Source organism: Maribellus maritimus (assembly GCF_022267315.1).
In the GTDB taxonomy this organism is placed as follows: domain Bacteria; phylum Bacteroidota; class Bacteroidia; order Bacteroidales; family Prolixibacteraceae; genus Draconibacterium; species Draconibacterium maritimum.
Genome location: NZ_JAIKLE010000031.1, coordinates 1 through 23,490, shown reverse-complemented (window position 1 = coordinate 23,490; position 23,490 = coordinate 1). Strand labels below are relative to the sequence as shown.

14 protein-coding genes and 1 tRNA gene are annotated in these 23,490 nt (G+C 38.5%); 4 read left to right on the top strand and 11 right to left on the bottom strand.

The window, feature by feature from the left end:
- Positions 1-5: 5 nt before the first annotated feature.
- The 11 genes from K5G00_RS21895 to K5G00_RS21845 all read right to left on the bottom strand — a co-directional run bounded on the left by K5G00_RS21895 (position 6) and on the right by K5G00_RS21845 (position 17,674).
- A complete protein-coding gene (locus tag K5G00_RS21895) occupies positions 6-1,088 on the bottom strand; it encodes a glycoside hydrolase family 43 protein (protein WP_238768512.1) in 1,083 nt (360 codons plus the stop codon).
- Between the two features lie 17 nt (positions 1,089-1,105).
- Positions 1,106-3,607, bottom strand: a complete 2,502-nt coding sequence (locus K5G00_RS21890) for a glutaminase domain-containing protein (protein WP_238768510.1) — start codon at positions 3,605-3,607, stop codon at positions 1,106-1,108.
- A 184-nt stretch (positions 3,608-3,791) separates the two neighbouring features.
- The gene (locus tag K5G00_RS21885) at positions 3,792-5,228 is read right to left on the bottom strand and encodes a glycoside hydrolase family 125 protein (protein WP_238768508.1); all 1,437 of its coding nucleotides are present in this window, start codon (positions 5,226-5,228) and stop codon (positions 3,792-3,794) included.
- A 24-nt stretch (positions 5,229-5,252) separates the two neighbouring features.
- Positions 5,253-7,400: a GH92 family glycosyl hydrolase gene (locus tag K5G00_RS21880; protein ID WP_238768506.1), complete on the bottom strand. Its 2,148-nt coding sequence runs from the start codon at positions 7,398-7,400 to the stop codon at positions 5,253-5,255.
- 72 nt (positions 7,401-7,472) lie between these two features.
- Positions 7,473-8,612: a glycoside hydrolase family 76 protein gene (locus K5G00_RS21875; RefSeq protein ID WP_238768504.1), complete on the bottom strand. Its 1,140-nt coding sequence runs from the start codon at positions 8,610-8,612 to the stop codon at positions 7,473-7,475.
- 79 nt (positions 8,613-8,691) lie between these two features.
- Complete coding sequence (locus K5G00_RS21870) at positions 8,692-9,840, bottom strand: SusE domain-containing protein (RefSeq protein ID WP_238768502.1); 1,149 nt, start codon at positions 9,838-9,840, stop codon at positions 8,692-8,694.
- A gap of 45 nt (positions 9,841-9,885) precedes the next feature.
- Positions 9,886-11,559 carry a RagB/SusD family nutrient uptake outer membrane protein gene (locus tag K5G00_RS21865; RefSeq protein WP_238768500.1) on the bottom strand — a complete coding sequence of 558 codons (1,674 nt, stop codon included), beginning with the start codon at positions 11,557-11,559 and terminating at the stop codon, positions 9,886-9,888.
- A gap of 12 nt (positions 11,560-11,571) precedes the next feature.
- Entirely contained in the window at positions 11,572-14,850 is a 3,279-nt protein-coding gene (locus K5G00_RS21860; RefSeq protein ID WP_238768498.1) for a TonB-dependent receptor, read from the bottom strand.
- 261 nt (positions 14,851-15,111) lie between these two features.
- Positions 15,112-16,110, bottom strand: a complete 999-nt coding sequence (locus tag K5G00_RS21855; RefSeq protein ID WP_238768496.1) for a FecR family protein — start codon at positions 16,108-16,110, stop codon at positions 15,112-15,114.
- A 115-nt stretch (positions 16,111-16,225) separates the two neighbouring features.
- Positions 16,226-16,825 carry an RNA polymerase sigma-70 factor gene (locus tag K5G00_RS21850; RefSeq protein ID WP_238768494.1) on the bottom strand — a complete coding sequence of 200 codons (600 nt, stop codon included), beginning with the start codon at positions 16,823-16,825 and terminating at the stop codon, positions 16,226-16,228.
- 776 nt (positions 16,826-17,601) lie between these two features.
- Positions 17,602-17,674: transfer RNA gene (locus K5G00_RS21845), tRNA-Phe, on the bottom strand.
- Between the two features lie 153 nt (positions 17,675-17,827).
- Here K5G00_RS21845 and K5G00_RS21840 point away from each other — a divergent pair.
- From K5G00_RS21840 to K5G00_RS21825, 4 genes are all read left to right on the top strand, one after another.
- The gene (locus K5G00_RS21840) at positions 17,828-19,057 is read left to right on the top strand and encodes a M16 family metallopeptidase (RefSeq protein ID WP_238768492.1); all 1,230 of its coding nucleotides are present in this window, start codon (positions 17,828-17,830) and stop codon (positions 19,055-19,057) included.
- Positions 19,058-19,059: 2 nt separating this feature from the next.
- On the top strand, positions 19,060-19,701 hold the full coding sequence (locus tag K5G00_RS21835; RefSeq protein WP_238768491.1) for an O-methyltransferase: 642 nt from the start codon (positions 19,060-19,062) through the stop codon (positions 19,699-19,701).
- 311 nt (positions 19,702-20,012) lie between these two features.
- Positions 20,013-22,958: a PAS domain S-box protein gene (locus tag K5G00_RS21830; RefSeq protein ID WP_238768489.1), complete on the top strand. Its 2,946-nt coding sequence runs from the start codon at positions 20,013-20,015 to the stop codon at positions 22,956-22,958.
- Positions 22,959-22,980: 22 nt separating this feature from the next.
- Positions 22,981-23,340, top strand: a complete 360-nt coding sequence (locus K5G00_RS21825) for a response regulator (protein WP_238768487.1) — start codon at positions 22,981-22,983, stop codon at positions 23,338-23,340.
- The last annotated feature ends 150 nt before the right edge of the window (positions 23,341-23,490 follow it).

The following is a 23,490-nucleotide window of genomic DNA, read 5'->3' as shown; positions in this document are numbered from 1 at the left end:
TATTTTTAAAAGTTACCATTTTTTTCCATTTCAATTTCTCCCGAAGGTCTTTTAATTTTTTTTCCTGTCTCAATTGCTTCACCAAAATTTGGCGTTCCTTCTCTGTTCCAGGTAAAAGGCTGCATTCGCACATCACGATTCCAACCCGGGACGGTATCTTTTTTTGAATGATAAACAATCCAATCCTCTTTATCGTCGGGCGATTTTACAAATGATACGTGCCCCACACCAAATACTTTTTCGTTTCCTTCGAAAACAGGGCCTTTTTTTGTCCAGTTTTCAGGATTGAGCGGATCATCTTCCGGATGTTTTAGTTGCAGCATTCCCTGGCGGTACTCTTTTAGCCACGATTCACGACAGGAATAAATAATAAAAATCTGGTCATCGTGTTTGAGAACTTCGGGGCCTTCATTTAAATTCAGTGGACCTCCGGTTTCCCATTCTTCTTCCGGCGAAGACAACAAAACCCGCTTCCCTTTTAAGGTATAGGGATTTTCCATCTCCTGAATGTATAAATGTTGCGGAGTAGCGTCGGTATCAACTTGCTTTTGCCATCCTGACCAAACAGCATATAATTTTTCGTGATATTCAAAAACAGTCATATCAATGGCCCAAACATTTTTTGAAATATCATCCGGATCACCACCGGTGTTTAATACTCCCATGTCTTCATAATCGCTAAAAACATCACTGGTTTTTGAACGCAACACGCCAGTTCGCTGATGGATGAAAGGCGGTCCCGATTTGCCCGCTGCATAATAAACATACCAATGTCCTTCGATAAAATGAATTTCAGGTGCCCAAATGCAGTTGCTGTTCCAACCGGTTTTTGGGGCATGCCATATTTCTTTTGCTTCTCCTCTTTTTGTCATTAATTTTGAGCGGGAAACCAAGATTCCATTATTTGAGGAAAAACAATAGATATAATTATCACCTTGTTTAACCATCCAGGGATCAGCTCCTTCCCAAACGGGATTTGTGAAAGTTTCATCAATTTGTACGGCCTTATTTTCTTGAGGAGTTGTTTTATGATGACACGAGATAAAACTTGTAAAAATGAAAAGAGAAAATAAAAAAAAACGTTGCATTATTGCTTGTTCAAAAATTATTTTTCCAGCATTTTAATAAAGTAGCCTCCAACAACTGATCGCGCCTGGAAACCAACCTGCTTAGCATCCGGGGTTTCGTACCAGTCGGACATAGGAACACGGTCGGGTGTATCTGTAACAAAGCCATACAGCGGATCTATAAATTTTTGGAAAGTAGCCTTGTCGTTTGCCAGTGTAGCTGTCCAGACAATCCAGTCGGCTTTGGTATAGGTTCTTCGGTTATCCAACGGCAAACCATATTTATTCTGTTTGGTTAGATAATAAGCTATTTCTTTTTGCGCTACCGTTTCCGGGAAGATTCCAAGGTTCAGTAATTTATCCCAAACCAGGTTGTATTTCTGGCTCCAGGTTCCCGGCTGGTCAAAAGTTAACCGAAAGTGGTCGCCATCTTCAGCCATTTTTATCCATTCCTGCGCCATTTGTTTTGCTTCCGTGGTGTATTTTTCTGCAATATCTGTTTTGCCCAGTGTTTCCGCTAACTTTCCATATCCGGCGATTCCCATAATGGCTTTTGCCGAAAGGTTTACATTGTGCGCAAAGTGTCCGGCAAAGTCATCTGTACAAAGTTGGTTTTCCGGATCAAGCCCATTTTCCATCAGGTAATTTGCCCAGGTTGTTAATACTTCCCAGTGTTTGGCTGCGTAATCAGCATTTCCTTCGGCATCGGCAATTGCGGTTGTAAGGATTATCATATTTCCGCACTCTTCCACCGGCATATCGCCGCCATAGGTTTGCCCGTTGGCTTTGGGGTAAGTTCCCACATCGTGTGCCGCAAATGGTTTGGTCCATTTCCCGCTTTCAGAATAATAAAAAATCGGGTTTAGCATTCCTTTTAATAACTCCGGATTATATTTCAGGAATAAAGGAGCGGAAGGATAAGTTACATCCACTGTTCCGATAGAACCGTTACTGAAATTTTCTTTGGAAAGGAAAAGCGTGTTTCCTTCTTTATCTTTTGTCAGCTTGTGGGCTGCAATGGATTGACGGTACGCCAGCAAACAAAGCCGCGCGTAATTTTCGCCTCCGGCAGACAATGCTTCCTCGTAAATTTTTGTATCCACAGCATCACATTGCAACATAATACTTTCATAATCATTCGCAGCAGATGTTAAAGCTTCGTCAAAACCCACGGCTCCTTCTTTTGTCCACCAGGCTTTCAGGTTATTCCCAAAATACTGAATGGATTCAATGTCGTTGTATGCCAGCATAACATAACCCTTTGCCGGTTTTGAAGAAACTTTTCCAAGGTTGTCAGCGCAGGCCAGTACCGGCATTGATTTGGTCATAACTGTTGTGATTTTATTTTCAGAAGAGCTTAAAGTTCCATTATCCGCAAATGAACTTTTTATGGCATCAAAATCACCAACTGCTATTGTATTGCCTTCTTTTTCCTGTGTTGCCAAATAAAAGTAGCCCCAATCGATTCGTACATTGTCGCCTTTTTTCTCTAAAACAGGCTGCTCTGTTGTTCCGGTTTTGGCAAAGTTGATGTTGCCGGTTTTGCCAGTTGTTACCTCTACTTCCTGGCTCAGTTCATTTACGGCCCACTCAGGAGTGGCTTCAAAGTAAACTTCTACTTCATGGTTTTTCCCGTCATTGGATGCTACTTCATAGTTTATATAATTCACCGGACGGGAAAGAATATCCAAATCGTTCATCAATAATGGCGAAACAAATTCAATATCCAGGCTTACAGGGCCACAGGAAAAGTTATACTTGGTTTGTGTGGCAGTAATTTTTACACTGTTTTGAATGGCTGTTTGTGCAAAAATTTGTTTTTGTTCGCTTTCTTTAAAAATGCCAAAGTCGACATAGGCCAACCCGCCACGGTCTAGACAGTGAGCTGCAATTGTGTTTTTGCCCTTGTTTAGTAAACTTTTGTCCAACTCCAGAACAACATTACTTTTTGCATTCCGGCCTGTATTTACAATCTCGGTCCCGTTCAGATAAAGTTTAAAGTCATCGTCGTGGGAATAGACCATGTACAGTTTTGTTGCGTCATTTTCCGGTAAAGTAAATTCACGTCGAACCCATATTTCAGGGGTTTCCCAAACTGTACGCGCCTGCTCCATTCCTTTTGTTCCAAAGGCTGCTTCTCCGGTTTTCCAGTTGTTGTCATTAAAATCTGTTTTTTCCCAACCTGCTCCCGGTTTTTCAGTTACAAATTTTCCCTGCCATGCTTCGTATTTTGCATTGGGAAGAACAGGTTGTAACGGAATTTCTTCTTTTCCTAAAAAACGGTACGTTTGTCCGTCAACGCGCACTGCTCCAATTAATGAATGATTGCGGCCTGTCCAGTGTTTTACCGGAGAATCGAAAAGCTGATCTGTTGTTGACCAAGCACTGGTATAGGGATCGATGGTAATTAAAGGATAAGCCGGTGCACGGAATTCAGCTCCCGCTTCTTCTTCTTTTTCCGGTTGCTGAGACACACATGCCCCAAGAAAAATTACGGTAATAAAAATTGCGACGATTCGATTTAAAGATGATTTTAACATATCGTTTATTTCCAAAGGTTATTGTTTATATTGAATTCTGTTTCAAAGGGAAACAGAATTTGTATGATGCCAAATGGTTATAAGTAAGATTTGTAAAAACCATCTGATACTTACAGATGGTTTTTAATGTTGCTATTCTTTATCTCCCGTCAAAATGGAAGGTGAAAAAGTTCTGTTTTGAACCTTAGGTTTCTAATAAGTTTTCTTTTCCTTCGTTTACCAATCTCAAAATTAATTCACCAAAGAGCGTATTTGCCCAGGCAAACCAGGAACGGGTGAAATTGGCTGGGTCATCTTTATGAAATGTTTCATGCATAAAACCGGTATCTGCATCTGTGTTACGCAAGGTTTTTATACACCACGCTATTTCATTGTCGGAGGAACTGGTATTGGCTCTCATAATGATACTCATTGGCCAAACCATATTATACCCCACATGCGGACCGCCAATGCCTTCGGCTGCTTTTCCTTTAAAAAAGTATGGATTATCTTCACTCCAAACCAGTTTGCGTGTGTTCTGGTAAATTTTGTCGTTTTTATCCACTAAACCAAGATAGGGGAGTGCCAGTAGACTCGGTACGTTGGCATCGTCCATAAATGTGTGGTTGCCGAATCCGTCTACTTCAAAAGCATACACTTTTCCGTATTTGGGATGCTCTACGACGGCGTATTTTTTTATTGCATTTTCTACTTCATTTGCAAGTTCGTTGCATTCTTTTGCAAAGGTTTTATTGCCTGTAATCCCGGTACTAATTTCCGCCAGTTGTTTTAATGAAACGACTGCAAATAAATTTGAAGGGATTAAAAAGCCATATGTCGTTGCGTCATCGGACGGACGAAATGCAGAGTTGATCAATCCAACCGGGTTTAACGGACGCCCCCAGCCGTTATTTGATAGAGTATCTAACTGTTTAGCGGTAGTTCTTTCAAATTTATACGGGCCTAAACCATCTTTTCGTTGCTGTGTTTTAAAGGTGTGAACAATTGTTTTGGCGGCTTTTTGCCAGTCACTGTCAAAAACAGAGTCGTCGCCGGTTGTTTTCCAGTAGTTGTATGCTAACCTGACGGTATAACAAAGTGAATCAATTTCCCATTTTCGTTCATGCAGACCTTTTTTCATGTCCGTGTGGTCGCTCATCCAGTGAACCTCTTCTTCTTCTGTTTTATTGAAGGCATTGGCGAAAGAATCGAGCAATACACACTGTGTCTGACGATTGACAACACCCGCAATCAGTTTTTTTAGTTGCTCATCCTCGCTGGTTAATGGTAAATAAGGCCAAACCTGTGCTGTTGAATCGCGAAGCCACATGGCATGAATATCTCCGGTAATGACAAAAGTATCAGGTTTTCCGTTCTTGGTTCCAAACTCCACTGTTGTGTCTAATGTGTTTGGATAACAATTTTCAAACATCCAGGCCAGTTTTGGGTCTTTAATTTTTGCCTTTGTTTCTGCAATGGCTTTTTCCACGGCTTTTGATGTGAAGTTACGCTTGCTCACTGCCGGTCTGTTGCTTGTATAGCCTTTTTTACCCGAAGCTGCCAACACTCCTGAAGTTCCGGGAAAAGCCAATCCTGCTACGGTTAAGGTCCCGGTTTTTATAAATTCTCTCCTTTTTGTCATCTTTCAGTATCTTAATATGGTTGATTATTCTGTTTTGATAATAATATTTCCTCCTGTTTTCAATTGCTTGTCTGAAATAAAATAGCCGTTAATTCTTTCTTCATTAAAGGTTATCTCTTTGATTTTTTTGCCATTATTTTCTTTTTGAATGACAGATTTTTTTTCACCGGTTAAATTTAACTCAATCTTATCGAATACAGGAACAGAAACGATATATTCTGCATTCGCGGGAGAATAAGGATAAAATCCCATTGCAGCAAAAACATACCAGGAAGACATTTCACCGGCATCGTCCATCCCGCAGAGTGCCAGTCCGTGTTCCCCCATTCCGTAAAAATGATTTATAATACTGTCGAGTATAGCCTGCGATTTTTCCTGCTTGTCAATAAAAGTGTACAGATACGGTGCACTGTGGGCCGGTTGGTTTCCATGGCAATATTGCCCGATAAAAGACGAAACATTTCGTGCGATATAATTTCCGTTCCAGGGAATTGAAAACAACGAATCAAGTTTGTTTTCAAATTCTTCTTTGTTTGAATAAAGGTCAATCAGGCCTTTGGTATCGTGTGGTGCAAAAAAGGTAGATTGCCATGCGTTGGCTTCACGGTACATGTATTCGTAATATGGATATTCAGGATTAAAATTACTGACCCAGTTTCCGTTTTCCAAACGCCCACGCATTAATCCGGTTGTCGGATCAAACAGATTTTTATAATTTTTTGTACGGTTTATTAGCATTTTGTAGTCGTCTGTTTTTTCCAACTCTTTGGCAAGCAATGCTACCGCATAATCGTCATAAGCAAATTCCAACGTTTTGGTAACTCCTGCTTTTGCTTTGGTTTCCACATGTGGATTTTCAACTTCAGGCGTTGAAATGTATCCTTTTTCAATGTATTCTGAAATATGTGGCCGTGTGCCACCTTCTTTGGTCGCATTATTCAGCAATAACCCGTAAGCGCTGTTTACGTCATAATTTTTTATTCCGCGTAAATACGAACCGGCAATAAACGGAGCAGCATGGTCGCCATGAAAAAAAGTAGGCATAAACCCGGTTTTTTCTCCTTTATCGATTAGCGACTGAATAATATCGGCGGTAACATCGGGCGACAGCATTCCCAACAGAACCAGTTTGTTTCGGTAGGTATCCCACAATGATGGATTGGTGTAATAACGAAAACCTTTATTAACAACATTTCCGCTGGCATCGGTAAAATCGCCGCTGACATCGCTGCGTAATGCCGGCCATAAAAATGAGCGGTATAATGAGGAATAAAAGAGTTCTTTCTGGCGTTCGGTTCCACCTGTAACCTTTATTTTTGAAAGCAGTTCTTCCCATATTTCCGAGGCTTCTTTTTTTACTTCTGCAAAATCTTTTTCTGAAAGTTCAGCTTCCAGGTTTTGTTTGGCATTTTCTGTACTTACATACGAAAGAGCTATTTGAATTTCCAAAGTTTTGCGTTTGTTGGAACTGTCAAATGAAATTACGGCGATTTGCTGACGTTCTTCACCTAAAATTTCAAGGTTCGAAATTGGCTGGTTTGCTTTGGCATAGAAATAAATATGATCGCCTGTGTTTTGAAAGCCTTTAAAAACATTGTCTCCTTCCTGTTCAATATTCCAGTCGCGTATCCTTTCGTTTGACTGCGAGAGATTTACAATCAATTTCTTCGGTTTTTCCTCAGGATATTCATATTTATGAAAGCCACAATGTAATGTTGTTGTCAGCTCTGTATTAATTTCATAGCGTTCCAGATAAACCTGATAATAACCTGGTTCAGCTGATTCATTTTCGTGACTGAAAGTAGAACCAAAATCGTTTGTTTCAAAATTTTCAGTAACTGGCAGAATTGGAATATGGCACAAGTTCCAGTGGCCTTTATTGGTGTGTGTAAAAGCATAAATCGTTGTGTCTTCGTATTCGTAACCGGCGCCACTGTGCCATTCGGTAATCGGGCTTAACTGAACCATGGCATTTGGCAATGAAGCGCCGGGGTAGGTTAGTCCGGCCCAAACACGCCAGTCTTTTGGAGGATTGTAGCCAACGTCAACACTGTCAGTAAGAGGTGCAGTTCCCAAAAATGGATTCACGTATTTTGTAAGTTGTTTTTCAGAAAGTGAGTTACAGCTTGCTAAAACAACGATGGTTGACAGAATAAAAAGAATTGGTTTCATAGTAACAGGTCGAATTTTAAAGCTTTGATTATGGATACAGGATTTATTTAATTGGTTTGTGTTTTTAACAGATTATTCCGATAATAGTCCTTTCTCATTTAGCAAAGCAGCTGCTTCAATTAGCATTACTCCGCTCGTTTGTGTGGTTAGGTCGGTTGTGGTGCCTGGTTTCGATTTCCAATATGTTCCGTATAAAATCAATTGTTTGTTTGTTCCTGTTGTCCAAAGTGTTTCTGCGTTGTATTTCAAAAATTGCAGATAGCGGTTTTGTGTTCCTGCTGACACATCGGGGTGAAGAATTAGTTGGGTAAAATATCTTACGAATATTCCTTTAAACAGACCGCCGTCGCCATTGCCTTCATCTTTTAACAAACGGTCGTTGCTGTTAACCAGATTATTCAGTGTATAATCGGCGGCTTTTTGAGCATCGTTTAAATAGCCTTTTTCCCCGGTAATATTATAGAGTTCCAATGCCGAGCCAAGAAACGTTCCCTGGTTGTAAGTAAAAATCCAGGAAGTTTGTATGTCTCCGGTTCTGCTGTCAATGTTGTCGTAAACTGCACCATTGGCAGGGTTGAACAGTTCTTCTTTTTCCCAGTCGTAAATTTTTATTGCCCATTCTTTATCGGCTTCGTCGCCAAATTGCTGGTACAGTCGGGCTGCCAAAATACAAGCAGGTCCGTTGGAGCATGCATTTTTACTGTAAGGTTGGTCTTTTTTCCAGGCAATTCCACCACCTGCATTGTCGTTCCAGCCGGTTTTTATGTCTTCCCAAACCGAAAGAGCTGCTGTTTTGTAACGCTCATCGTTGGTAGCATTGTATGCACGGAGCATTGCCAATGCGTTCCATTCCATATCATCGTAGAATACATTGAAAAAAGTGTTTCCGTTTTTTGCATTCACACCTTCATACCAATCATCGATTGTGGTTTTATATAAGTTATCACCTGTGCGCAAATAAGCATCTATAACTACATCTAAAGCATGTGCCTGAGGCCAGTAATGAAAGTCGGTTGAGCTATTATTCCCATAGTTGAAATATTTGTCTGAAGTATTCCAGAACGAATAAATAAAATTTTCGCTGCTACTGTCAGCGGCAGTGATCCAGTCTGTTACATCATCTTCGCCGTTGTCAATTATCGTCTCTTCTTTTTCGCATGCCTGAAAAATCGCCAGAACTGCAATTAATATGAAATAATATATCTTTTTCATTACTGTAACTTTATTTTATTAAAATAATTTTGGGGCAGACATTTAAGCCTGCCCCAATTCAATATGTTTTTTATTTCAGCTATTGATCTCCCACTTTTTCAATTTTGTGAGTGTATGGTACTTCGGCAGTGAAATATACGGTTACATCAACGATAGCCATGTCCATTTCACCGGCAAATTTCCATTTATCAGCCCAGATATCGTCGGTTGCCGGAGCCATGTAATAATAAGAATCAGGGCTGTCGGCATTCGGGCGACTGTCGGTAGAATTTAGTGTTCCCCACCATTCTGTCACAGTATCTCCTGCACTGTTAACAGTTGTCAGCGAAAATTTGTATCGTTCGTCGCGTCCCCAACCTTCCTGTTTGAATTCGATGGGTTCAGAATTGGCTTTCCAAACTCCACCTCCTTGATAATCAAGCGAGAATAATGCTGTGTTTAAGGGTGAGAAGAACAACTGAACATCAGTTATTTGGGTATAGACTGCTGAACCAACATTAAAATCAAGGTTGATACGGTAAACACCTGTTTCTGCAACTGTACTGGATGATTCGCCTTCTTTCAGTAATCCGTCTTCAGTATAAAATTGTCTTGGTGTTCCTGAATTATTATCGGTAAAGTAGTAAGCTTCGCCGGCAGTAAGTTTGGTATAAATTTCATATTCTCCAACTGCTGTGCCTTTCATTATACTTGCCTGCGACAAATCGTCGCCACCTTCAGAACCTTCGCCGGTAACATAAACATCAACCGGTACATCGGCAAAACCTGCCAGGCGTGTAATTTCGATTGTGCGTATCTCGTTGGCCTGAAGTTCATTGATTCCTTTTGAAGAAAAAACAGTCCAGATTAATGTCCCTGTTTCCGCAGAAGGAATTCCTGCCAGTTCACCAATTTTATTTAATTGTTTATGTGAGATGGTAGTGTGGTTGTATCCACCTGTATTGTCGCTGGCCATTTTATAAATTGGATTTGTGAAATCGCCGCCTTCAACATCAAAGGCGACTTCGTATAAAACCATTCCGCTGTCTTCAGCTTTGGCCGGTTCCCATTCAAAATAAACGGAAGCCGATGCTGAACTTTGTAAAATTACTGATTTGCCATCGGCAGGCTCGTAAAAAGCGTTAACCGCAGTTACGTTGGTATCTCTCAGATGTTCATCTTCTTCACAACCAAGGAAGGCAAAAATTAGAGAAGATAATACTGTTAGTTTGAATAATATCTTTTTCATGATTCTATCAATTTTTAATGCTAATCTAGTTTGAATTTGTTTTTTTTAGTATCCGGGATTTTGACCGAGATTTGGATTTAAGTCTTTCTGTGATTGCGGAACAGCCCACAGATAATCGCGCTCCGGATTAAAGGTACGCTGGTCGAGGCGAATATAACCGCCATCAATGGATGAATCTCCGTATTGGGCTCCGTGAGGATAGCCATTCAGTACGTCTTCAGCGATTTCCCAGCGGCGGAGATCAAATATTCTCAATCCTTCCAATGCCAGTTCAACGCGTCTTTCATTTCTGATAATAGACCTTAAATCAGCAGTACTCCATGAAGAATCAAAAACCAATGCTTCAGGATCGGTAAAACCGGCACGTTCACGTATGGCGCGTATGGTTTCGTTCCACACTGTTTCATTCATTTCACCCAATTCATTTTTAGCTTCTGCATACATCAGCAACACATCGGCATAACGGATGAGGATGAGGTTTAAACCTGAGGTAAAGCTCGCCAAAGAAGTTGGGTCGTAATACTTTCTCATATAATACCCTGTAGATGTTGAATTTGTGCCTTGCCCCTGGTATTCGTCAACAGCGGCTGATTCGTCGGGCGCTGTTCCCGGTTGGATATAAATGGTTTGAATGCTGCCATCCGGTTTTTGCCAGGGAAATTCATGATAGACCACAGTTCCTGTCAACCGCGGATCCCGATTTACATAGGGATCATTTTCGTCATAACCCGAGCCGGTTGCATCAATTGGTTTTCCATTTAACATTACATAGCTGTCAACCAATTCCTGGGTAGGAGCCATTTGATTTACACGAGCACCCACAGAAAGCGGGGCATAGTCATAATAATCCCCCCAAGTTCGTAAAGAAGCTACATATGCTAAATCAAGAATCACCTCATCATTATATTCATTTTCCGGCAAAAACAGTCCTTCATATGAAGAGAAGAGATTATAGTCACCATAACTATCTGAATTAATCAGCATTTCGCAATTGGTAACCACATTTTCCCAATCGTTGCTGTACAAATAAGTACGGGCTTTAAAAGCAGCAACAGCTCCTGAAGTGATGCGGCCAACATCTTCACCTGCATATTCTTCTTTTGTTGGAAGAATCGTTTCTACCGCATCTAACTCGTTTCGAACAAAAGCCAGAACATCTGCCTTTGGAGTTCGGACAAGTTCTTTTGATTCGGACAATGTTAAGTCGTGATCGAAGAGTGGCACATCTCCAAACCAGGTGGTTAACCTGAAAAATAAATAGGCTCTGATAAAACGGGCTTCTGCTACCATTCTTGTTTTTAACGCTTCGTCCATATCCGGAACACGATCAACGTTTTCTAAAAATGTATGGCATGTTTTTATCCCTCTATAGCAATCAGCCCATTCTTTTGCAAAACGCCCGTTTGATGCGTCTGCCTGACCCGAGGAAATAGCCTTTTCATCGGAAGATCCTCTGCCTTCATATATATTATCGGATAATGCTTCTGTCTTGAAAAAGTAATTATAATAATCACTATTGGCGTTTTCGGGATTGTTTACATTATTATACATTTGACTGTAAGCCATGTTTAAGACCATATTGGCTTTTTCGGCTGAAGTCCAGTAGTTGTCTTCTGTAAATTTGTTCGTGGGAGCAAGGTCCAAATCATTACACGATGTAAACGTAAGTAGAATGGCGCTTGCTATCACTGCACTATATCTTAGAAATATCTTTTTCATTGTCATTCTTTTTTAAAATTCCAACTCTAAACCAAACCCATAGTACTTTAAGGTGGGATAATTTCGACCGCTGTTTGCACCTGTGCCTCCGGTTCCACCCATATTGCTTCCAAATTCTGTTGACTCAGGATCGATGAACGAAACTTTTGCCAGTGTAAATAGATTTTGTGCGTTGGCACTGATGCGTAATTTCTGAATACCCACGCGAGAAGTAATTTTTTGCGGAATAGTGTATCCTAACTGAATGTTTTTCAGACGTACATATGCTGCGCTGAACATATAAATATCCGAACTTTTCTGGTAGTTGTTTGTATTTGAAGCAGAGCCCGGTGCTGATAAACGTGGCCACTCTGCATAGGTATTGGTGGGCGTCCAGTAGTCCAGCTGGTGGGTGTACATTACATAGGAGTAGTTGGCATGGAAGGGCTCCACCAATTCACCACGCAAAAACATATCACGTTTTCCTACGCCCTGAAAGAGCATGGACAAATCAAAACCTTTCCATTTCAAATCGTATGTTAAACCAAAGGTGTAACGCGGGAAAGCATTCCCTAAAATCTGTCGATCTTTGTCGTCAATAACTCCGTCGTTATTGGTGTCAACATATTTTACATCGCCTGGTTGAACAGTTGCGCCAATAGGTAAGGCACTGTTTTCAATCTCTTCGTAGCTTTGAAACAGCCCGTCGGTTTTGTATCCAAAATAGGATCCCAGCGCTTCTCCTTCCCGGATGATTTTTAACATTTGGTCGCTGGAGTCAATTTGTTCGTTGCCGCCAAAATCAGTCACCTCATTTTTAGCATCAGCAATGTTTAAACGGACGTTATGGTTAAAAGCTCCGGTTCTGGTATTATAGCTAATTGTGGCCTCCCAACCGGTATTTTTCATTTCACCGGCATTTTCTTTAGCTACAGCGCCGCCAAAAGCAGATGGAACAACCGGTGTTAACAAGATATTAGATGTAACTTTGTTGAAATAGTCAAACGAGACATACAATTTGTTTTGAAGGAAAGTAGCATCAAGACCAACGTTGAAATTGGCTGATTCTTCCCACTGTAGTTCGCTGTTTCCAAAATCGAAACCAGTACCTGATACTGAATTATTGCCAAATCCGTAGGTGTTTGTATACACGGTGTATGTAGTGAAATAAGAATAGTCGTCAACATTCTGGTTTCCTAGTACACCATATGAACCACGGAGTTTTAAATCGCCGAAGCGGCTTTTGTAATTTTCCATAAAACTTTCTTCAGATAAACGCCATGCACCAGAAACTGAAGGGAAGAATCCCCAGCGGTAATCATCCGAGAATTTTGAAGAACCATCGTAACGGAAACTGAATTCGCCATAGTATTTATCCCGGTATGAATATCCTGCTCGTCCGAACAGCGAGTATATACTTCGTTCCTGTGTTTGAGCCGGTGTATTGTAACTGCTCGGATCTATTTCTGTTTCAGATTCAGGAAGTCCAAGATCGCGGTCAGTATACTTCATTTTGATTTCGTTGGCCTGCCGGGTGTATGATTCATTTGAAACACCAATCAAACCAGAAACATTATGAGCATCGTTGAACGTACGATTGTAGTCGAGCAAAAACTGGGTGTTTAAAATATATTTTTTCTCGTTATAGTCTTCCGTGTTTCTGGTGCTGTTTGCGTAAGAGTTGGGTATAGTTGCTGTTTCACTGGAATAGAACGGAACCTCAAGTCCGCGGATATAACGGTGGTTCGCACTCAAGTCCAATCCAACAACTCCTTTTGCTGTTAAGCCATTTGCTATTTCCAGTTCAAGATTTAAATTTCCTAAAAAATTGTCATTGTCTTTTTTCTGAAATCCACCGGCTTCAAGCAATCCCAAAGGGTTAAATTCCGACAAAACATCGTTAATAAGGTAGTTGCCATTTTCGCCTTTCATTTTATAATAATAGTATGGAGGAATACGCCCTCCGTCAACAATGAGTGTTCCTGCACTTGAATTTGGCGCATTTTGCATGGTACGGTTAAAAGCCATCAAAGCTCCAATTTTTAATTTGCCATATTCGCTGGTAAGATTGGTTCGGAAATTATAACGTTCAACACCAAAATCACCTACGAAGTTACTTTTCTGGTTGTAATATCCGGTCGAAATCATATAGGTTGATGTTTCGCTTCCACCTGAAATACTGGCGTTATAGTTTTGCTGAACAGCTTCTTGCATAATTCCGTCGAAAAACCATTCGCCATCTCCATTTTCTTGTAAATCGCGAATTTCAGCCGGTGTAAAAACCGGAGATGAACCGCCGTTAAGCAATGCCTGATTTTTTAACAAGGCATTTTCGTAGCCTTTAACCGGGCTGTAAAGCAGGTTCGGAACCTGAAGGCCGACCATTGAATTAAGGCGAACCGTTGGTTTATCGCCTTTTTTACCCTTTTTTGTTGTAACCAGTATTACCCCGTTTGACGAGCGTGAACCGTAAATTGCGGCACTACCGGCGTCTTTTAAAACAGAAATATTTTCAATGTCGGCCGGGTTAATTTCATTTAAGCTTTCAACCTCAGTAATCATTCCGTCAATTACAATCAGCGGGTCGTTGTTATTCATGGTACTGATACCACGAATATTAATGTTCATGTTGTTGTCGTTTGGGTTCATGCTTCTTTGCTGAATAACCAGGTTTGCCGAGGCTCCCTGTAAGGCCTGCATGGTGTTTCCAACCGGTCTTTCTTCAATAAGGTTTGAGCTTATCTGATCGACAGAACCAATCAGGTTTTTCTTTTGGCGGCTACCATATCCAATGGCAACTACTTCTTGTAACCCGATTGTTTCTTCCTCCATAATAACATCAATTGTTGTTTGATTATTTACCGCAACCTCTTGTGTTTTCATTCCTACAAATGAAAATTGCAGAATCACATTCTCAGGTACTTCGGAAAGCGAATATTCGCCATCAAAATTTGTAACCGTTCCGTGGGTAGTTCCTTTAATAATAATTGAAACGCCTGGCAACGGTTGTCCTTTCTGATCTGTAATTTTTCCTGAAACTGTTTTTTCCTGCTGGAGCGATGTGCTTTTTGTTGTCTCTGATTTTTTGGTTCTCTCAATTAAAATCAGGTTGTCGTTTACCTCTTTAAAAGTATAGGGTAAATCAATAAATGCGGCTTCGAGAATGTCACCAATCGACTTATTTTCCATTTTAATGGAGACCTTCCGGTTGACGTCAATGTCTTCATTGTTGTAAAAAAAACGGTAGTTGCTCTTGTTCTCAATTTGTGTGAAAAGCTCCTGGAGAGTAGAGTTCTCAACTTTTACATTCATTTTTGTGTTCTGCGACCAAACTGACGCAGACACGTTAAATGTTAAAATGAAAATCAAGAATCCTGTTATCCTCATAATAAGAAATAATTTTTTCACTGCCTTTCCCGGTTCGCCAGGTAGGCATCTTCGACTAAAATTCATAAATTAGATCCTTTAAAATTGTTAAACTTCGGTTTGATTATTTAGTGGGGAAGTGTACGAGACTTCCCCATTTTTTTGAAGTGTTTTTTTGAAATATTTTCTATGTTTTCATTGTTTTAGTTATTTATTGGATTGATTAAAAAAAGTTACTTTATTTCCATCTATTTTGTATTCAACTGATTGTGCAAGGCTGAAATACGACATGACTTCCAGGATGCTCTCCCTTTCAATTGTTCCGGTGTATCTTCGTTTTTTAACCTGATCGTCGGCCAGTACGATATCAACGTCAAACCAACGCTCCAGCTTTTTTTCCAATTCTTCCAACGATTCGTTTCTGAATACCAGTCGGCCGTCTTTCCATTCAGTTTCTGGTGAAGTATCTGAAAGTTCAAACAAAGCCATCTCTTTGGTTTGATTGTCGTATTTTAACTTTTGACCGGGTTTGATTATCGTAGGATTTTCTAATCCGCTTACTTTCAGGCTTCCTTCAACCAAGGTGGCTGAAACATGGTTTTCATCGGGATAGGCTTTTAAGTTAAATTCGGTACCAAGTACTTCAACCTGAATATCGCCGCTTTTCACTGTGAAAGGATTTTTTTTGTCCTTAACAACTGAAAAGTATGCTTCGCCTTCAAGGAAAACCTGACGTTCTCCTTTTTTAAAATTGTTGCTAAATTGTAAAGTGCTTCCCGAGTTTAACCAAACTTTCGAACTGTCTGGAAGGTAAATCATCGATTTGTCGCCAAGTACACAAGTTACAGTTGAAAAAGAATCAACAATGTTGTTGTGTTTGCCGGCAAAATAACTGAGGGGGATACCAACAATCAGCAGAAAAATAGCCGCGTATTTAAGCACATTAAAAATAACAAGGCGACCATCGTTTTGCTGTTTTTTATAACCTGCCTTTTCTCTGAATTCCTGAATTGCCTGCTCTAGGTTATACTTGTCGGCATTTGTTTTAATACCGCTGGCAAGCCACAAGTCTTTCAATTCATTGTATAGCTGTTTGTTCTCATCTGACTGGTTTAACCAGGCCCTAATCGATTTCTTTTCTTCAGGGCTGGCTTCACCTGTGAACAATCGGATTATCGATATCTGAATATCTTCGTTAAAGTTCATTCTTAAGTTTATTCATTACTATGATGTGGTTTCATAAAAAACCCTGTATCGAAAAGTTAATTTTTTCAATTTTTTTATTATCAATCGGGAGGTTCCTTTTGTCGGGAGGTTTGTTTTACTGGCTTTTAAACAATATAAAGAAAAGAAAGTCGGGAAGTGAATTTTTTAAATCTTCTCGCAGTTTTAGTGTGGCTCTCGATAAGTGCATTTCTACTGTTTTTATTGAGAGTCCCATTGCCTCCGCAATTTCTTTATTTTTCTTTCCTTCGAACCTTTTAAGTTTAAAAGCTTTCTTTTGTTGCTCGGGGAGTCGGTCTACTGCTTCTTCAATTTTGTCTGAGACATTGCTTTTTATAATGCTTTGTTCCAAAACCTCTTCTGGTGAGAACGAAAATTCAATATTGTTCACTTCTCTGTCGCTAAAAAACTCTTTTAGCTTGTTCTCTTTTTCCAGCTTTCTTAAATAGTAAAGAGAGTTGTTTACTACCGATTTAAACAAATAGGATTTTAGAGAGGTATTTATTTTTATCTTTTTACGGTTTTCCCAAAGGCTAAAGAAGATATCAGAAACAATTTCTTCGGCTATGTCTTTTCGCCCGACATATTTTTGAGAATAAGCACAAAGCGAAATATAAAATTCATTGAAGAGATAAACGTAAGTGTTTTCATCTCCTTTTTTCAGTCCCCTGATTATTTCTCTCTCACTTGTTTTCATTCCCAAATAATGGCGCAAATATAGAAATAACAATACAAAGTTAACCTTATATTTAACAGCAAGTTGAACTTAATGGGTTGAAGTATATTTACTTAATTTAAAAAATCAGCTACAAGCGAATGTTTTATTCCTGTATAAAAGTACGCTGAAAATAGCGGAATTGATTTTTTGACAGCATCTCAAAAAAATCTTTTTACAGAGACGATTATCAAAAGGAAACCTGGCAATGTTGCAGGTTAGTGGGACGAATAGTTTTCTGGAGTGTTGCAGATTCTGGCAGATTGGACAATTGAAATCTACGGGCATAATAATCCTATGTGTGAAAATTATAAGTTGGGTCAAATTTGAGCTTTTTTCGATTTCAGTTTTACAGAAATTACTTTCAAAAAACTAAAATGGAAATCGAAATGACCTTTTCAACTTGCTTACAATAATTTCAATCACACCATTTGCTTGAAAAACTTTATCTACTCTATAAAGTTTATGGTTTAGGGAAATCTTGTTCCCTGTTTCAGGTATTTCCAACAGATTTAGCTCTCTGATAAATTTTCTCGATTTACTAAATCTTTGGGCATAAATTTTAACTTTTGGCATCCGTCCTTCCGTATTCGGGCGTAAAAATATAAAATGAAAAACAAACTCCAAATTGTTCGTTTAGTTGTGGTGTGCTGAACCATAAATGATTAAAGATTTTATTTTAATTCGGAGTTTTAACTAATGGCAAAAAAAAAGAGCATCGTTAAAATGCTCTTTTTTTTGTTTCCTTTTTATAAGAGTGGTGCCACCTGGAATCGAACCAGGGACACACGGATTTTCAGTCCGTTGCTCTACCAACTGAGCTATGGCACCCCTTTATTTTGGTGTGACAAAAGTAAACAAATTTTCAAAATCACAAAGAATTTTTTTTTCAAATCAGAAATTTTACAAAAAAAATGAAATGAGTGACGTTTGTTTGTGTTCAGTCTTTCTTTTCTTACTTTTGCAGGCTTATTATTTTGATTAATGGTAGATACTGATTTTCTGACATATACATTGAAGAATGGCATCCGTGTTATTCATCAGTTTGCCGATTCACCGGTTGCGCATCTTGGGATTTTAATAAACACGGGCTCGCGCGACGAGACGGAGATGGAACATGGTTTGGCACATTTTATTGAACACTCGGTTTTTAAAGGAACAAAAAAACGAAAAGCTTTTCATGTGTTAAGCCGGATTGAAGATGTGGGCGGTGAACTAAATGCTTATACCACTAAAGAAGAAACTACGCTGTATTCTACCTTTTTGACCGAGTTTTACGAGAGGGCAGCCGAGTTGCTCGCGGATATCTTGTTTAATAGTACCTATCCGGAAAAAGAACTAAACAGGGAAAAGGAAGTGATTGCAGAAGAAATTAATTCATACAAAGATTCCCCTTCAGAGTTGATTTTTGATGAATTTGAAGAGTTGGTTTTTGATGGTCACCCAATTGCACGAAATATTCTGGGAACAACAGAAAATATCAATAAATTCAACAGAAAAACGATTTTGCAGTTTATCGAGAACAATTACTATACAAATCAAATGGTAATAAGCTCGGTTGGTAAAATTGATTTTGAAAAGCTTATCAAAATTGTAGAAAAATATTTTGGTGAAGTTGAGGAAAAGAAAAGGGAAAACAAACGGGAACGATTTGAGTTGTATGCTCCGGTTGAGAGATTCCTCGAAAAAGATACATTTCAAACCCATTGTGTTGTCGGGAATATTGCATTTGATATAACTCATCCAAAACGTAATGTGATGGTTCTTTTGAACAACCTGCTTGGAGGTCAGTCGATGAATTCGAGATTGAATCTCGCTCTTCGGGAACGAAAAGGAATGGCGTATAATATTGAATCAAATTACACCGCCTATTCTGATACCGGATTGTTTAATGTGTATTTTGGAACCGACAAAGAAAATTTTGAAAAGGCTTATAAACTTGTTTTAAAGGAATTTAAACTTTTACGCGATAAAAAGCTTGGTGCGGTTCAGTTAAGTAAAGCAAAAAAACAACTTGTCGGGCAAATTGCCATTTCAACCGAAAGCAGGGAAGATCTAATGCTGACCATTGGTAAAAGTTATCTTTTATACAATAAAGTAGACCCGTTACGGGTTATCTTCGACAAAATAGAATCTATAACGGCCGAAGAACTAATGGAGGTTGCCAACGTTGTATTGGATGAAAAGGGTTTGAGCCGATTTGTTTATCAGTAATTATGAATCGCTTAAAAGAAATTGACAAATACATTCTGGCACATATTGAACCGGAAGATGAGGTATTAAAAGAGTTGGACAGGGAGACGCATCTCAAAGTACTTGGTGCAAGAATGATTTCGGGGCATTTACAGGGGCAGGTTTTAACCATGCTTTCAAAAATGATACAACCTGAGAAGATTCTGGAACTGGGAACATTTACCGGCTATTCCGCAATTTGTCTTGCAAGAGGACTAAGCGAAGGAGGAAAATTAATAACCATTGAGATTGACGATGAGCTTGAAACATTTGCTGCAAAATATTTTGTTAAAGCCGGTGTTGAAAATAAAGTAGAACAAAAGATAGGCGTTGCTTTGGAAATTATTCCAACTTTGGATAATAACTTCGACCTTGTTTTTATGGATGCAGATAAACGTGAATATGTTGATTATTATCAATCGGTTTTTGATAAGGTAAAGTCGGGAGGTTATATCATTGCAGATAATACATTGTGGAACGGGAAAGTATTGGAAAAACAACCTGCTGCTGATGACAGGCAAACAAAAGGAATTATTCAGTTTAATACGTTGGTGAAAAATGATAACAGAGTTGAACAGGTAATCCTACCTCTGCGTGATGGTATGACAATTGTCCGCAAGAAATAAAATTCCGTACAAATCCGGATTCAACTTACCTGAAAAAATGAGCCTCTTTAGTTGTCTTGAAGTTGGCTATTATATAATAAGCTTTTCAATATCTTCAACTTAATTTGAATAAGAGCTTATTTGTAAAAGAAGTAAATAAAGACTATTTTCAGCCTTTGATACAAGCGCTTTTTAAACACGTTATGATAAAACCACTAACTAATGATAATGCTACAGTTGCAGGCATCTGTCAGTTTCAAAAAATGATCAGGAAATATAATGTTTTAAGCATGTTTGGGGAGTACACTTGTAAATAACTTTAATCATTAATAATGAGATACAAAACAAGTGCAGATGAGATACTAAAAGTATTGCCTGTAACTTACTATGTGATTAATTATGATTCGAGGAAAATAATACAGTCGAACGATCCGAATGTTGCGGTAAATAAAAGTATTTGTTGTGAGTATTTGTGTTTCAATGATAATGCTTGTGAAAAGCCGGAAACCTGTGTTTGTCACAAAGCCTTGGAGAGCGGAAAGTCGAGTTGTATTATCGAGAAGGGAAACAGCAATAGTAAAGAATTTTATAACGCTGAATTTTCACCTCTCGGGAAGGAGCATTTAGTGGTTAGCGTAAGAAATGTAACAGATGAATTTTTTACAAAAAAAGAGCTAAAAATAAACACCAAACGATTAAACAGAGCAGAAAGACTGGCTGATTTTGGAAATTGGGAGTTCAATATTGACGATAAAATAATGATTGCTTCTGATGGTGCTGTTAAAATTTATGGAGCTCGAGCCAATCAGTTTTCACTTGAAGAAGCACAAAGCTTTCCTTTAAAAAAATATAGAAAAGAGCTGGATAAGGCGCTGAAAGATTTGATAAATATAGGTAAGCCCTATAATGTAAAATTTGAGATAAAACACCCGATTGACGGGAAAATACGTCGGATCAGGTCGATCGCTGAATACCGGGAAGACAAGCGAATGGTTTTTGGTGTGATACACGATATTACAGAAACCGAAGAAGCGCAAAAAGCCCTGGGCGAAAGTGAAAATAATCTGAAACATTTGTTCAAAAATATGAACAGCGGTTTTGCTTATCACAAAATCATTACAGACAAAAACGGAAAGCCAGTTGATTATGTTTTTCTCGAAGTTAATAGAAAGTTTGAAGAAATCATCGGGCTAAAACGGGAGGAGATATTAAACCGACGTGTTTCGGATATTTTACCAAATACTGAACAATTCTGGATAGAAAGATACGGTAAAGTTGCACTTACCGGCAAACCTGATAATTTCTCTGAATATGGTTCATACACAGGTAAATATTTTGAGGTATCAGCTTATTCTCCAAAGAAAAAGTATTTTGCCATCACTTTTACTGATATTACCCAAAGGGTACAATCCGAAATTGATTTGAAAGAGAGTTTGGAAGATTTAAGAATGGCTCAAAAATATGCCAAGATAGGAAATTGGAAATACAATGCAAAAACCGAAAAAGTACAATGGTCGGAACAAGTTTTTGAGATTTTTGAGAGAAAGCCATCTTTAGGGGTTATCAAGCCATTTGAAACTCCAAAGTACCTTTCGGAAAAAGATATAAAAAAGCTGGACGTTGCCGTAACCCGGGCTTTGGTAAATAATACTGCGTCAGAATTACAGGTTCGGATAATACTACCCGGAAATAAGACGAAATGGGTTGAGATAATATGTCAGCCCGCGATAAATGATGATCAAAAAAGCGAAGGACAAATAGTACAGGGGACGATTCAGGATATAACCGACAGCAAAAATGCAGAAGAAGAGTTAAATACTACAAATAAACTTCTTCGCACAGTAATCGACAATATTCCAGATGCAATTTATATGAAAGATACTCAATATCGTAAGTTGATTGCAAACAAAGGAGATGCATTACATTGTGGCGTTAACGACGTAAGTGAGATCATCGGGAAATCAGATTATGATATTTATCCCAAAGAAGTTGCGGACATTTATACTGAGGATGACCGGAGAGTAATAGAGAAGGGAGAAACAATCATAAACAGGGAAGAACTTCTTCCTTCGGGAGATAAAAACAGGATCATTTTAACATCTAAGTTCCCTTTAAAAAATGATAACGACAAAATAATTGGTTTAGTTGGTATTGGGCGCGATATTACCGAACTGAAAGAAAGCCAGTCGAAATTAAATTTGTTCCAATACATTATCTATCAAACACCATTGTCGGTAATGATTACTGGTATAAATGGAGAAATTGAATATGTGAACCCCGGCTTCACTGATGCAACAGGATATAAACCTGAAGAGGTTATCGGGAAAGAACCGGGATTTTTAAAGTCGGGCTTTACTAAACCTTCTCATTATAAAGAGTTGTGGAATTCTATTTGTTCAGGAAAAACCTGGCATGGTGAATTTTTGAACAAGAAAAAGGATGGTACTTATTTTTGGGAGAATGCCATCATTGCACCAGTTTTTGATGATGATGGAAGAATAATACATTTTGTGGCTATTAAGGAAAATATTACTGAAAAGAAACAGATTATTGAAGACCTTAAGATTGCTAAAGAAAAGGCGGAAGAAAGTAACAGGCTAAAGAGTACCTTTTTAACCAATTTAAGTCATGAAATACGTACGCCTTTAAATGGGATACTGGGTTTCTCAAATCTTATTTGTTCGGGGATTGCCGACGCTGAAAGATTGAAATATTATGGTGAAATAGTAGAAGCCTCTGGTCGGAGACTAACAAAAGTGATTGAAGATATTATCGATATGTCTATGCTTCATTCTAATCAACTAAAATTTGAAATTTCTGAATTTAACTTAGATGATGTTTTTGAAGAATTGTATAATTCGTATAAAGAATCATATAAAGGTAAATTAGCGGATATTGAATTTGTTTTTAAAGTTGTAAAAAATGAGAATTCTATCGTAAAATCAGATAGAGTAAGAATAAAGCAAGCCTTAAGCAATATAATTGAGAACGCATTTAGGTTTACTGAAAAAGGATTTATTAAATTTGGATATTTTGGTTCAGACGATGAACATGTTATTTTGTTTGTTGAAGATTCCGGGATTGGAATTGAAGGTAATAAATCGAAAATAATTTTTGAAGCCTTTCGGCAGGGAGAGGAAGGGGATTCAAGAAAATATGAAGGCTCTGGACTTGGTTTGACTATTAGTGAAGCAATAATGGAAAAGTTGGGCGGAGGTGTTGAATTTGAGTCAAAAAAAGGAGAGGGGAGTGTATTTTATTTAAAGTTTAAAAAATAGAAAAATTAAATAGGCCTTTAAGATGAAACGAATTGTATCAATAGAAGACAATCCTGCAAGCGCTGAATACATAGATATAGCGATTGATATGCTTGGATTTGCACACAAAAATTTTGACAATGCAAAAGACGGTATCTCTTTTATTGAAGAAAACGGTGCAGATCTGATTTTAATGGATGTTCAATTGCCTGAGCTAAATGGATATGAAGCTACAAAAATATTAAAACAAAAGTTTCCCCATATCCCCATAATTATTCAGACTGCTTATGCTATGAAGGGTGACAAAGAAAAAGCTTTCGAGGCAGGCTGTGACGATTATGTTGCCAAACCCATCTCTCTGAAAACGTTGAAAGAAAAAATAATTGCTCAAATTGAGAAATAACTGATAATATTATCTTTAGAAGTTAGCGCTGACGAACCTTCTTTTTTCTGTAATTTAGCACTATCTCATAAACTGTGTAAATAGGAATACCGGGGGTTGCAACCCCCGGTATTTTTTGTTTAATTTTAAACTTTATGCAGTAATGAAAAA